10 protein-coding genes and 1 pseudogene are annotated in these 13,026 nt (G+C 72.2%); 2 read left to right on the top strand and 9 right to left on the bottom strand.

Translation table 11 applies throughout. The features are described from left to right. The first annotated feature begins 116 nt into the window (after positions 1-116). Positions 117-1,211 carry a LacI family DNA-binding transcriptional regulator gene (locus tag E0L36_RS07215; RefSeq protein WP_180927972.1) on the top strand — a complete coding sequence of 365 codons (1,095 nt, stop codon included), beginning with the start codon at positions 117-119 and terminating at the stop codon, positions 1,209-1,211. A gap of 58 nt (positions 1,212-1,269) precedes the next feature. Here the strand turns inward: E0L36_RS07215 and prcA are convergent, their stop codons facing one another. The 9 genes and pseudogenes from prcA to E0L36_RS28215 all read right to left on the bottom strand — a co-directional run bounded on the left by prcA (position 1,270) and on the right by E0L36_RS28215 (position 11,910). Continuing rightward, positions 1,270-2,073, bottom strand: coding sequence for a proteasome subunit alpha (gene prcA, locus E0L36_RS07210; RefSeq protein WP_180927971.1), 804 nt, complete (start codon positions 2,071-2,073; stop codon positions 1,270-1,272). Positions 2,074-2,133: 60 nt separating this feature from the next. Then, entirely contained in the window at positions 2,134-2,979 is an 846-nt protein-coding gene (prcB, locus tag E0L36_RS07205; protein WP_180927970.1) for a proteasome subunit beta, read from the bottom strand. Beyond that, positions 2,931-3,164 (bottom strand): annotated as a pseudogene (locus E0L36_RS07200) (endonuclease domain-containing protein); the annotation flags it as partial. The gene prcB and the pseudogene E0L36_RS07200, both read right to left, overlap by 49 nt. Before the next feature lie 391 nt (positions 3,165-3,555). Next, positions 3,556-3,774: a ubiquitin-like protein Pup gene (locus E0L36_RS07195; RefSeq protein ID WP_180927969.1), complete on the bottom strand. Its 219-nt coding sequence runs from the start codon at positions 3,772-3,774 to the stop codon at positions 3,556-3,558. Positions 3,775-3,912: 138 nt separating this feature from the next. Beyond that, positions 3,913-5,424: a depupylase/deamidase Dop gene (dop, locus tag E0L36_RS07190; RefSeq protein ID WP_180927968.1), complete on the bottom strand. Its 1,512-nt coding sequence runs from the start codon at positions 5,422-5,424 to the stop codon at positions 3,913-3,915. Between the two features lie 230 nt (positions 5,425-5,654). After that, the gene (arc, locus tag E0L36_RS07185; RefSeq protein WP_180927967.1) at positions 5,655-7,421 is read right to left on the bottom strand and encodes a proteasome ATPase; all 1,767 of its coding nucleotides are present in this window, start codon (positions 7,419-7,421) and stop codon (positions 5,655-5,657) included. Between the two features lie 533 nt (positions 7,422-7,954). Continuing rightward, a complete protein-coding gene (locus E0L36_RS07180; RefSeq protein ID WP_308416659.1) occupies positions 7,955-8,527 on the bottom strand; it encodes a hypothetical protein in 573 nt (190 codons plus the stop codon). Positions 8,528-8,740: 213 nt separating this feature from the next. Beyond that, on the bottom strand, positions 8,741-9,649 hold the full coding sequence (locus E0L36_RS07175; protein WP_180927965.1) for a tRNA (adenine-N1)-methyltransferase: 909 nt from the start codon (positions 9,647-9,649) through the stop codon (positions 8,741-8,743). A gap of 80 nt (positions 9,650-9,729) precedes the next feature. Next, positions 9,730-11,910, bottom strand: coding sequence for a site-2 protease family protein (locus E0L36_RS28215; RefSeq protein WP_308416658.1), 2,181 nt, complete (start codon positions 11,908-11,910; stop codon positions 9,730-9,732). Between the two features lie 121 nt (positions 11,911-12,031). Between E0L36_RS28215 and E0L36_RS07165 the strand changes: the two genes are divergently transcribed. Next, a complete protein-coding gene (locus E0L36_RS07165; protein ID WP_180927964.1) occupies positions 12,032-13,018 on the top strand; it encodes a PD-(D/E)XK nuclease family protein in 987 nt (328 codons plus the stop codon). The last annotated feature ends 8 nt before the right edge of the window (positions 13,019-13,026 follow it).

Below are 13,026 nucleotides of genomic sequence, written 5' to 3'. Positions count from 1 at the left end.
AGACCCCACCGGAACACCATCACGCCCGGGCCCCGGGAGGTTCCGGGAGAGGGATCTTTCTGACACCGGCAACACCGGCAACACCGGCGACACCTGCGGAGAGGACGGAGCAGCACGTGGAGCGGACCTCCCCCGGTCAGCGCGCACCGGGTTCCACGACGGCGTCCCCGGCGGCCCGGCCCACCAGCCGGGACGTGGCCCGGGCCGCCGGGGTCTCACAGGCGACCGTCTCGCTGGTGCTGGGCGGCAAGTGGCGGGGACGGGTCTCCGTGTCCACCGCGGAGACCGTCCGGGAGGCCGCCGGGCGGCTCGGCTACCAGCCGAACCTCGCCGCCCGCACCCTGCGCGAGGGCCGGGCGCGCACCGTGCTGCTGGTGGTGCCCGCGCTCACCAACGACTTCTTCGCGCGCGTGCACACCGGGGTCGCGTCCGTCGCCGCCGAGCACGGGTTCGGGCTGGTGCTGTACTCGTCGCCGGAGATCAGTGAGCCCGCGCCGGACCCGTTCGGCTCCGCGCGGGCCGCCGTCGACGGCGTGATCGCGTCCTCGATGGCCGCCGAGGCGCTGAGCACGCTGCGGGAGGGCGGGCTGCCGCTGGTGATGCTGGACAGCGAGCCGGGGCGGCCGCACTCCGCCACCGTCAACGTCGATCTGCCGGACGGGGTGCGCCGGTCCGTGCGGCACCTGCTCGCGCTCGGGCACCGCCGGTTCGCGCACCTGGCCGCCGATGTCGACTCCTGGACGTTCCGGCTGCGCGCCGACGTCCTCACCCAGGGTCTGCGAGACGGCGGCTCCGCACCGGCGCGGACGGAGTACGGCCCGCTCTCGGTGGAGGGCGGACTGCGCGCCGCTACCCGGGCGCTGACCGTCCCCTCCGGCGCCGCCCGCCCCACCGCGCTGCTCTGTGACGACGACCAGATCGCGGCCGGGGCCTGCAAGGCGGCCCGGCGGCTGGGCCTGCGCGTGCCGGAGGACGTCTCCGTCACCGGGATCGGCGATCTGGCCCTCGCCACCGCCGTGGAACCGGAGTTGACGACGGTGGGGCTGCCCGGCGAGGGCGTCGGGGCCGCCGGGATGCGGGCGCTGCTCGCCCGGCTGGCGGGGAGGGCCCCGACGACCGAGGTGCTGCCGGTGGAGTTCCTGCCGCGCGGCTCCACGGGACCGGCGCCGGAGGGCGCGAACGGCCACGGGCCCCGCGCCGCCCACCCGTGACGGGTGGGAGCGAGGGGCCCGGGAGGGGTCCGTCGGCCGGAGCGGGGGCCGCGGCGGGTCAGTCCTCGCTCGGGGGGCTCTCGTCTCCCGAGGACTCGTCGGTCTCCCCGGCGGAGGGCTTGTCCCCCGCTCCCTTGCCGGAGGCCTTCCCGCCCCCGGTCTCGTCCTCGCCCAGCAGCCGCCGGAGCTGACGGCCCAGCACCCGCTTGAACTTCCGCTGCTGCGGCCGGGTGCGGTCGAGGACGGCCACCTCCAGCTGCTCGGCCGTCAGCGCGCGCTCGCTGCCGTTGCTGTCGCGGACCAGGGACTCCACCGCGAGCTTCAGCGCGTCGGCCAGCGACATACCGTCCCGGTGGTGCTGGTCGAGGTGCTGGCCGATCTGCTCGGCGTTGCCGCCGACGGCGACCGAGCCGTGCTCGTCGACGATGGAGCCGTCGTGCGGGAGGCGGTAGATCTGGTCGTCCTCGGCGGTCGCGCCGACCTCCGCGACGATCAGCTCCACCTCGTACGGCTTCTCGGAGTTGGCGGAGAAGATGGTGCCCAGCGTCTGCGCGTAGACGTTGGCGAGGCCGCGGGCGGTCACGTCCTCCCGGTCGTAGGTGTAGCCGCGCAGGTCGGCGTAGCGCACTCCGCCGATGCGCAGGTTCTCGAACTCGTTGTACTTCCCGACCGCCGCGAAGGCGATCCGGTCGTAGATCTCACTGACCTTGTGCAGCGCCCGGGAGGGGTTCTCGGCGACGAAGACGATGCCGTCCGAGTACTGCAACACGACCACGCTGCGACCGCGGGCGATGCCCTTGCGGGCGTACTCGGCGCGGTCCGCCATCAACTGCTGGGGTGAGACATAGAACGGCGTCGACACCGGCTATCCGTCCCTTTCTGTCCGTCGTACACGAGCGCGGGCTGAGGTGGGCCAGGGCTGTCAGGAGAGCGGGGCCTGCGGCCCGTTGGGGAGTTCGAGGCGGCCCTCGTACACCGCCCGGGCGATCTCGGAGGTCTCCGCCTCCGTCATCCTGCGGAAGCCCTCCTCGGTGATCACCGTGACCAGCGGGTAGATCTGCCGGGTCAGGTCCGGCCCGCCGGTCGCCGAGTCCTCGTCCGCCGCGTCGTAGAGCGACTGGAGGACGGCGGTGACCGCCTGCCGCTCCGTCAGGTCCTCGCGGTACAGCTTCTTCAGGGAGCCGCGGGCGAAGAGCGAGCCCGAGCCGACGGCGGTGAAGCCCATCTCCTCGGACCGGCCGCCGGTCACGTCGTAGGAGAAGATCCGGCCCTTCTCCCGCTCCACGTCGTACCCCGCGAAGAGGGGGACGACCGCGAGGCCCTGCATCGCCATGGCCAGGTTCCCGCGGAGCATCGTCGACAGGCGGTTGGCCTTGCCCTCCAGGGAGAGCTGGGAGCCCTCGACCTTCTCGAAGTGCTCCAGCTCCAGCTGGAAGAGCTTGACCATCTCCACCGCGATCCCCGCCGTGCCCGCGATGCCGACCGCCGAGAACTCGTCGGTCGGGAAGACCTTCTCTATGTCGCGCTGCGCGATGAGGTTGCCCATCGTCGCCCGCCGGTCGCCGGCGAGGACCACGCCGCCGGGGAAGGCCACCGCGACGATGGTGGTGCCGTGCGGCGCCTCGATGACGCCCTCCGTCCGGGGCAGCTGCCGGTTCCCGGGCAGCTGTTCGGGCGCGTGCTCGGACAGGAAGTCCAGGAACGAGGACGATCCCGGCGTCAGGAAGGCAGCTGGCAGACGCCCGGTGCTACGAGTGTTGGCTTCCACGCGTTTCCTTCCACGTATGCGGCGGCACGTCGTCCGACCCACGGGCACGGGAGGTGCCGCCGACCCTTGAACAGCCCCAGTGCCGCCGCGCGGCTGAAGCACAGTACGCCCCGGACCTTACCCGCCTCGTGATCGTGGTCCACATGCTTCGCTGAGGCAGATCCACCGGATCGGAGAGCGGGTGCCCGGCAAGACCCCCACGCCCGTCCCCTGACGCGCCGGACGCCGGTGCTCCCGGCCCCGCTGCGGCCGTCCCCACCGCGGCCGACAACCCCCGACCGGCGGGAATCCGCCCGGAGTTCGCGAGTGCGCTCCTCCCACCGGCGCGCTGTCGGACACCCGTGCGCCTCCTCCGCCCGACCGTCCCGGACGAGCGGCGCCGGTCCTCCGGCGCACCGGGAGCGGGGGCGGCGGGGGCCGGAGGCGCGCCGCCCCCGGCCCCGGCCGACGTACCCTCAGACCTCGCGGACACCGCCGTGGGACCCACCACGGCGGCGGGCGGGCCGGGCCAGCCCGCCAGGCTCGTGTCCCGGGCTGGTGCGGCGCCGCGAGACGGCGCCGCACCGACGTCCGGGGCTACTGACCGCCCTTCTGGACGAACGACCGCACGAAGTCCTCGGCGTTCTCCTCCAGCACGTCGTCGATCTCGTCCAGTACGGAGTCGACGTCCTCCGACAGCGCCTCCTGGCGCTCCTTGAGGTCCTCCGAGACCTGCGCGTCCTGTGCCTGTTCCTCGGTCTCCTCCGGCTGCCGCGTCGCCTTCTGCTGGCCGCCGCCGCTGTCCTTGGTCGCCATTACCCTCACCCCGCTCGGTTCGGTGGTGTACGCGGAACGTACAAGATCAGACCCTACAAGCGTTGACTGACTTCGGCCTTTCCCTTACTGCAACACCGGAGTCCCCCGGGGATTCCCGGTCCGGCGACCACTCCCGGCTCAGCCGCCGGACAGCACTCTCACCAGCTCCTCGGCCGACTGGCAGCGGTCGAGGAGTTCCTTGACGTGCTGACGGGTACCCCGCAGCGGCTCCAGCGTCGGAACCCGCTGGAGCGAGTCGCGGCCGGGCAGGTCGAAGATGACCGAGTCCCAGGAGGCCGCGGCCACGTCGTCGGCGTACTGCTCCAGACAGCGACCGCGGAAGTACGCTCTGGTGTCCTCCGGGGGTTTCGAGATCGCCGCGGTGACCTGTTCCTCGGTCAGCAGCCGCCGCATCTTGCCGCGAGCCGCGAGCCGGTTGTACAGACCCTTGTCGGCGCGCACGTCCGCGTACTGGAGGTCGACCAGGTGCAGTCGGGCGGCGTCCCAGTCCAGCTGGTCCCGGCGTCGGTAGCCCTCCAGCAGCTCCCGTTTGGCCACCCAGTCCAGCTCCCCGCTCAGGCTCATCGGGTCGCTCTCCAGCCGGTTGAGGACGTCCTCCCAGCGGTCCAGCACGTCGGTGGTCTGGTCGTCCGCGTCCGCGCCGTACCGGTCCTCGACGTACTTACGGGCAAGTTCGCAGTACTCCATCTGCAACTGGACGCCGGTGAGCTTCCGGCCGTTACGCAGCGTGATGAGTCGTCCGAGTGAGGGGTCGTGCGAGACCCGGTGCAGGGTACGGACGGGCTGCTCGACCGCCAGGTCGACGGCGATGAAGCCGTCCTCCACCATCGACAGCACCAGCGCGGTGGTCCCGAGCTTGAGGTAGGTGGAGATCTCGGAGAGGTTGGCGTCCCCGATGATGACGTGCAGCCGCCGGTACTTCTCGGCGTCCGCGTGCGGCTCGTCCCGGGTGTTGATGATGGGGCGCTTGAGGGTGGTCTCCAGACCCACCTCGACCTCGAAGTAGTCCGCGCGCTGGCTCAGCTGGAAGCCGTGCTCGCCGCCGTCCTGCCCCAGACCGACCCGGCCCGCGCCGGTCACCACCTGTCGGGAGACGAAGAACGGCGTCAGGTACCGCACGATGTCCGAGAAGGCGGTCTCCCGCTTCATCAGGTAGTTCTCGTGGGTGCCGTAGGAGGCGCCCTTGTTATCGGTGTTGTTCTTGTACAGGTGGATGGGCTGGGTCCCGGGCACCTCGCCGGCGCGCTCCGCGGCCTGGGCCATGACACGCTCACCCGCCTTGTCCCAGAGCACCGCGTCGAGCGGGTTGGTGACCTCGGGCGCGCTGTACTCGGGGTGCGCGTGGTCGACGTAGAGCCGCGCGCCGTTGGTGAGGATCACGTTGGCGAGACCGATGTCCTCGTCGGTGAGCTGGCTCGCGTCGGCCGCGTCCCGGGCGAGGTCGAAGCCGCGGGCGTCCCGCAGCGGGTTCTCCTCCTCGAAGTCCCACCGGGCCCGGCGTGCCCGGTGCATCGCCGCCGCGTACGCGTTGACGACCTGGGATGAGGTGAGCATGGCGTTGGCATTGGGGTGTCCGGGGACGGAGATCCCGTACTCGGTCTCAATGCCCATTACACGCCGTACGGTCATGCGGCCCTCCTTGCCTGGCGGCGGCCCGCCCTCGGACCCCCGCTCAAGTCCCGCTGCGCATCCAGCCCGTGTGCGGTCCCCTCTCCCACACTGCGCGAGGCGGCGGTACGCACGAGCCTAGAGCGCCCGGGCTGGAACGGGGAGATCACTCAGCGGACTTCCTCAGCGCGGCGGGAAACAATCCGGCTGCGGACGCCCGGATGGGCATCCGCAGCCGGACGGAACCCTCTCTACAGGTACTGACCGGTGTTGGCCACCGTGTCGATGGAACGGCCGGTGTCCGCGCCCTGCTTCCCGGTGACGAGGGTGCGGATGTACACGATCCGCTCGCCCTTCTTTCCGGAGATCCGGGCCCAGTCGTCGGGGTTGGTGGTGTTGGGGAGGTCCTCGTTCTCCTTGAACTCGTCCACACACGCGGCGAGCAGGTGCGAGACCCGGAGCCCCTTCTGGTCGTGGTCCAGGTAGGCCTTGATGGCCATCTTCTTCGCCCGGCCCACGATGTTCTCGATCATGGCGCCCGAGTTGAAGTCCTTGAAGTACAGGACCTCCTTGTCACCGTTGGCGTAGGTGACCTCCAGGAAGCGGTTCTCCTCGGACTCCGCGTACATCTGCTCCACGACGGACTGGATCATCGCGTCGCACGCTGCCTCGACGTTGCCGCCGTGCTCGGACAGGTCCTCGGAGTGCAGCGGCAGGTTCGGCGTGAGGTACTTGGAGAAGATGTCCTTCGCCGCCTCCGCGTCCGGACGCTCGATCTTGATCTTCACATCGAGCCGCCCGGGACGGAGGATCGCCGGGTCGATCATGTCCTCACGGTTCGAGGCGCCGATGACGATGACGTTCTCCAGCCCCTCCACACCGTCGATCTCGGAGAGCAGCTGCGGGACGATGGTGTTCTCCACGTCCGAGCTGACGCCGGAGCCCCGGGTGCGGAAGAGGGAGTCCATCTCGTCGAAGAAGACGATGACGGGCGTGCCCTCCCCGGCCTTTTCCCTGGCCCGCTGGAAAACCAGCCGGATATGCCGCTCGGTCTCGCCGACGTACTTGTTGAGAAGCTCGGGGCCCTTGATGTTCAGGAAGTAGCTCTTGCCCTGGGGCTTACCGGTAACCTCGGCGACCTTCTTGGCGAGGGAATTGGCGACCGCCTTCGCGATCAGCGTCTTTCCGCAGCCGGGCGGACCGTACAGCAGCACACCCTTGGGCGGGCGCAGCTCGTGCTCCTTGAAGAGGTCCGGATAGAGGTACGGGAGCTCCACCGCGTCCCGGATGAGTTCGATCTGGCCGCCCAGACCGCCGATCTTGGCGTAGTCGATATCCGGGACCTCTTCGAGGACGAGTTCCTCGACCTCGCTCTTGGGCACGACCTCGTAGACATAGCCGGACCGCGACTCCAGCAACAGCGCGTCCCCCGCGCGGAGCGTGGCCTTCAGCAGCGGCTCGGCGAGCCGCACCACCCGCTCCTCGTCGGTGTGACCGACCACCAGGGCCCGCTCGCCGTCCTCCAGGACCTCCTTGAGCGTGACGAGGTCCCCGGCGCGCTCGAACTCCATGGCCTCGACCACGTTGAGCGCCTCGTTGAGCATGACCTCCTGGCCACGCCGGAGTTCGTCGACTTCGACGTTCGGGCTGACGTTCACCCGCAGCTTGCGGCCACCGGTGAAGATGTCGGCCGTGCCGTCCTCGTTCGCCTGTAGGAACACGCCGAACCCGGCGGGCGGCTGAGCGAGCCGGTCGACCTCCTCCTTGAGCGCGACGATCTGGTCGCGCGCCTCACGGAGAGTGTTGGAGAGCCGCTCGTTCTGGGCGGACACACCAGCCAGGTTGGTCTGAAGCTCGACGATCCGCTCCTCGAGAATTCGAGTGTGCCGCGGAGAGTCGGCGAGCTTGCGGCGCAGGACGGCGATTTCCTGCTCAAGATAGGCCACCTGACCGGACGGGTCTTCGGATTCCCGACCGGGCCGGGTGCCGCGGTTGGTCTCGTCGTCGTGGGCTGCCACGGTCCTCACCTCCTCCAGGGGGAGCTGGACGCTTCCTGACCCTACCTGGGCCGGTGCGGGTTGAAACCCCCAGATCATAAAGACGGTCGGGGCGTGTCCGATCTTCACCCTTGCGCACTCCCTCACCACAGGTGAATACCCATCCGTCACCGTGTGAATGCGGTCGCCGCCCTCGATGATTTGCCCAACAACCGCTGACACCTCGGTATTTCGCGGTTGCACACCCGTCCGTCGGCTCCCGCCGGCCGGGCGCCGGACAACGGCCCCGCCCGGCCCGGTTCCGGCGGCGGGCCGCCGGGGCGGCGCGTCAGGGGCGGCGGGCGGCTGGGACTCCGCGGCGGGACGGCTGTCGGGTGGCGCCGTGACAGCGGGGGGGGGAGCCGCGCGGGGTCGGCCATGCGGCGGCGAACGACGGACGGCAGCCCCGAACGCGGGACGTCTCCCTCGTACGGAGCGGTGGAGGTAGCGGGAGGGACGCCGGGGGGTGGGCGGCGCCGACAGGAGGGTGGCTGGGCGGGGCGGGAGGGCCCGGGCTAGACGCTGGTGCGTCCCGCGACCGGTCCGGGGACGAGCGCGAACGCGCCGTCCTTCCACTCCCACCTGACGGCCCGCCGCTTGTCGGGACAGCAGCGCGGCACGTCCGGCGAGGAGTAGCCGAGCAGCCGGGCCGAGACGGTGCCGTCGCGCACCGCGAACCGTTCGACGTTCATCCCCTCGTCCGGGTCGACGAGGGTGGCGACGACGCGCGGGGCCGCGCCGCGCTCGGCGGCGGGCGCGAGGACGTAGACGCCGTGCGGTGGGGTGCCGATGCCCGCGGGGCAGCGGACCACGGCCACGGTCTGGGGCGCGCCGTCCCCGTCGAAGTCGGCCGCGCCGTGCTCGGTGACCTCGGGCTTCTGCTTTCCGCAGGTCAGCGGGTAGTTCGCGGCCCTGGGGTCGGGGGCGGCCGGGGCCGCTCGACCGCCGGAGCCGGAGTGGTCCTCGGAGGCCCGCGCGGTCGAGTCGCCGGACGGGACGAGGGCGGAGGCACCGACGACGGCGCCCACCAGGGCGGCCGTGAGAACCCAGTGCACTGTGCGGGTACGGGTGTGCGGCAGATCCGTCACCGGGAAGTGACTCCTGTGCGGGGAGGAAGGGGGGAGGGGTTTCAGCATGGTGCCATAGGTCACACCGGGGTGGAACGGCTGGGTCCGCACTTTCTTCCCGGGCGCTCCGCGCGGCCCCGCGCACCGGCGGAAGCGCCCCGCCGACGGGTTCCGGAACACGGAACGCGGCGGCGGGGCGCGGATGTTGAGGGGACGAGCGTCCTCCCCGCGGGTCTAGCGGGCGGTGCGGCCTCCGGACTGGCTGCCGGGGCCGGTGTAGTCCTCACCGTAGGCGCCCTTGGAGGGACGGCGGCGGCGCAGCGGCGGCTCTACGCCGTCGGCCAGCCTGCGGGCCGTCAGCAGGAAGCCGGTGTGGCCGATCATGCGGTGGTCCGGGCGGACCGCGAGTCCCTCGACGTGCCAGTTGCGCACCATCGTCTCCCAGGACTGCGGTTCGTTGAACGTCCCGTGTTCGCGGATCGCCTCGACCGTGCGGGCCAGTTGGGTCGTGGTGGCGACGTAGGCGCAGAGGATGCCGCCGGGCACCAGGGCCTTGGAGACGGCGTCCAGGCACTCCCAGGGGGCGAGCATGTCCAGGATGACGCGGTCCACCTCGGTGTCCGAGAGGTTGTCCTGGAGGTCGCCGACGGTGAGTGTCCAGGCGGGGTGCGGGCTGCCGAAGTAGCGTTCGACGTTCTGCCGGGCGATGTCCGCGAAGTCGGAGCGCCGTTCGTAGGAGTGGAGCATGCCCTGGTCGCCGATGGCGCGGAGCAGGAAGGCGCTGAGCGAGCCGGAGCCGACGCCCGCTTCGACGACGCGCGCGCCGGCGAAGATGTCGGCCATGGCCAGGACCTGACCCGCGTCCTTCGGGTAGACGACCGCGGCTCCGCGCGGCATGGACAGGACATAGTCGGGGAGCAGGGGGCGCAGCGCGAGGTAGGCGACGTTTCCCGTGGTACGGACGACACTGCCCTCGGGAGCGCCGATCAGCTCGTCGTGCGGAAAGGCTCCCTTATGCGTGTGGAAGCTCTTTCCCGCCTCAAGCGTGATCGTGTAGTGGCGTCCCTTGGGATCGGTGAGCTGGACCTGGTCCCCGACGGCGAAGGGCCCGCGACGGCGGGCGGCACCGGTCGGTTCGGACATACGGACAGACTAGCTGGTCTTTCGACGGCGTCCGAACGCGCCGGTTCGCTGCCCGTCCCGTCCGCACAAGGGGGTTCGCGCTACGAGGGCTTGGCCATCGCCTGGACGAAGGCCCGCTCGACGTCGCCGGTGGCGAGCACGCCGTAGATCTCGCCGGTCTCCTCCACCACCAGGTACTCCGTCGCGGGGGTGGCGCGCAGGTGGTCCAGCAGCTCCTCGCCTGCCAGCTCCGCCGGGACCCGCATGCCCTCCCTGAGGTCCTGCGCGAGGGTGCTGACCGCCACCCAGGGCCGCCGGTGTTCCGGCACGCCCACGATGGCGGCCTCCCGGACCAGGGAGATCGGGGCGCCGCGCCCGTCGACGACGACGAGCGCCCGGGCTCCGGACTCGTTGGCGCGGCGCAGCGCCTCGGAGAGCGGGGTGTCGCTCTCGACGGGGACGGCGCGCCGGGTGAGCGTCCGGGCCCGCAGGTCGGGCAGGTGCTCGCGGAGCCGGGCCATGCGCAGGCTGTTTCCGGCGCCCGTCCAGATGATCGCGGCGAGGATCGCGGCGAGCAGCGCGTCGGTCAGCGAGTTCATGCCGCTGACGCCGTCTCCGCGCTCTCCGGCGTGGGTGGCCAGCGGGAGTCCCACCAGGACCGCGATCGCGAGCGCGCGGCCGGTCCAGGCCGCGGCGACAGTGCCGGTCATGGGCTTGCCGCTGAGCTTCCAGACGACGGCGCGGAGCATCCGCCCGCCGTCCAGCGGGAGCCCGGGGAGCAGGTTGAAGACGGCGACGATCAGGTTGGAGATCATCAGCCCCGCGAGCAGCACCCCGGGGACCGTTCGTGGCTCGACGAGCTGCATCGCGCCGTAGAAGACGCCGGCGAGGACAAGGGAGAGCAGCGGCCCGACGAACGCCAGCACGAACTCCCGTCCCGGCGTCTCCGACTCCTTCTCGATCTCCGAGACGCCGCCGAAGAACTGGAGCTGGATCCGGCGCACCGGCAGCCCGAAGCGGAGCGCGGCGACGGTGTGCGCCAGTTCGTGGACGAGGACGGAGGCGTAGAAGGCCACCGCGAAGAAGAGCGCGATGAGGTAGCGGGCGCCTCCCAGGTCCGGTAGCACGCGGTCGAGTTGGCCACCGAACACCCAGGTGATCAGGGCGGCGACGAGGAACCAGCTCGGGGCCACGTAGACCGGGACGCCGAACGGACGGCCCATCAGGATGCCGCCGCCCTTGGGGCGCTGACGGGGGGCCGCCTTCGGCGGGGGTGGCGACCCGCTGTCGGGGGCGGGGCCCTGATCGCCCGCCGGGGGGCCGGGTTCGCCCGATCCCCCGGACGGCTGGGGGCGGTCGGGGTCACCGGTTCGCGGGGCGGGCTGGTCCGGGCCGGGCCGGTGCTCGGGGGGCGGGGCGTCGGAGGACGCGTCGTCCGCCCGCCGGGCGGTATCGCCGTCCCCGGTTCGGGTCGGGGTGCGCGGGGTTCCGCTGTCCGCGCCCTCGGTCCGCTCCGTCCGGGGCTTCGCGGGGTCGGTGGTGTCCCTCTCCGCCGGTTCGGGGGTGCGGCCGGTCCTGCCGCGCTCCTCCGGCTCGCCGGGTCGCTCGGGGGAGCCGGAGGCCGTGGGGTTCCCGGAAGCGTCCGTGGACGCGGACTCGACTGGCGTTCCCGGGGTCGCCGGGGCGGGGGAAGTTCCGGGGGACGCCGGGAGGTTGGGGTGCTCCGGGGTCCCGGGGGAGGCCGGGGGCTCGGAGGGCCCGGCGGCCGCCGGGGGCTCGCCGGTGCCGGTGGGCTGGTGGGGTTCGGGGCTCGTGGTGTGTTCCGGGGTGCTGGGGGCCGTCGCGCCGGGCGCGTCCGAGGCCCCGGGCGCCCGGGGGGTGTTCGGGGCATCGCCGGAGGGCGGGGGTTCGCTGTCCGGGCGGGGGCCGTCGGCGGGCGGGCCACCCCGGGAGCCGTCCGCCGGGGGGTCCGGGTGCGCGCCGCCGCTGCCGCCGTCTCCGTCGTCCGTGACCTCGCCCGTACCCGCGCCGTCGCCCGCGCCCGTGCCGTCCGTGGCGTGCTCGGCGCTGCCGGGAGCGGTGCGCGCCTCCGGTGCGGGCTGGTCGCCGGCGGACGCGCCGGGTGCCGTGCCGGTCTCCTCCCGGCGGGCCGCCGCGTGCCCGGGGCCGCCGGTGCTCGGCGGTTCGGTGCGGGGCGGGGACGGCGTCTCCGGTACGTCCCGTTCCTCGTCGCGGCCGGGGTCGCCGGTCCGCGACTCTCCGCCGTCTGCCGTGTCCGCCACGGATTCCCCTCTGTTGCCGCTCTCGCACCCGACGCCCGCGGGCCGCACGATGTGCGTGCGAGGGCGTCCGCCGTCGATGGTATGTGTCCGGTGTCGGTGGTGGCCCGTAGGGTCTTCCACCATGAGACCCAGGGCCGCCACTCCGCCGCGCTCACTCTCGCCCTCCCGGGCGAGCGATTTCATGCAGTGCCCGCTGCTGTACCGCTTCCGTGTGATCGACAAACTGCCGGAGAAGCCCTCAGCGGCGGCGACGCGGGGCACCGTCGTGCACGCCGTGCTGGAACGCGTCTTCGACGCCCCGGCCGAACAGCGGGATGTGCCGCGCGCCCGCTCCATGGTGGCCCCGGAGTGGCGGAGGCTGCTGGCCAAACGGCCGGAACTGGCCACGCTGTTCACCGAGACGGCGGCGGAGGACGAGGCCGCCGAGAGCCCCGAGAACGCCGAGAGCACCGGGCCCACTGGCAGCGTCGGAACCGCCGGGGGGACCGAGCTGGCCGCGTGGCTGGCCGAGGCGGAGGCGCTGGTGGAGCGGTGGTTCTCGCTGGAGGACCCGACCCGGCTGGAGCCGGCGGAGCGCGAGATGTTCGTGGAGGCCACCCTCGACTCGGGCCTGCGGCTGCGCGGGATCATCGATCGGGTGGACGTCGCGCCGACCGGGGAGGTCCGCCTGGTCGACTACAAGACCGGCAAGGCCCCGGCCCCGGAGTACGCGGACGGCGTGCTGTTCCAGATGCGGTTCTACGCGCTGGTGCTGTGGCGGCTGCGCGGTGTGGTGCCGCGCAGGCTTCAGCTGGTCTTCCTGGGCAGTGGGGACGTCCTGACCTACGACCCGGACGAGAACGATCTCCGCGCCGTGGAGCGGAAGTTGCTGGCGCTGTGGGACGCGATCCGCCGGGCGACGGAGACCGGCGACTGGCGTCCGCGGCGCAGCAAGCTGTGCGGATGGTGTGACCACCGGGAGCGCTGCCCGGAGTTCGGGGGTACTCCCCCGCCGTATCCGCTGACCATCCAGCCGACTCTCCCCGCGCCCCGCCCAGCGGGGGACGGCGAGGAGAGCACCGGGGCGGAGGGGAACACAGGGGCGGACGGCGGTCCGGGCTCGGCCTAGGCGAGAAT

Origin of the sequence: Streptomyces sp. AJS327 (assembly GCF_013450295.1) — a bacterium.
Taxonomy (GTDB): Bacteria; Actinomycetota; Actinomycetes; order Streptomycetales; family Streptomycetaceae; genus Streptomyces.
The sequence above is the reverse complement of the archived record's forward strand: the minus strand, read 5'-3'. Positions and strand labels throughout refer to the sequence as shown.

Coding starts and splice junctions, on each gene's coding strand:
- E0L36_RS07195 (WP_180927969.1), bottom strand. CDS start 3,774: ATGGCGACCAAGGACAGCGGCGGCGGCCAGCAGAAGGCGACGCGGCAG.
- dop (WP_180927968.1), bottom strand. CDS start 5,424: ATGACCGTACGGCGTGTAATGGGCATTGAGACCGAGTACGGGATCTCC.
- E0L36_RS07175 (WP_180927965.1), bottom strand. CDS start 9,649: ATGTCCGAACCGACCGGTGCCGCCCGCCGTCGCGGGCCCTTCGCCGTC.
- E0L36_RS07165 (WP_180927964.1), top strand. CDS start 12,032: ATGAGACCCAGGGCCGCCACTCCGCCGCGCTCACTCTCGCCCTCCCGG.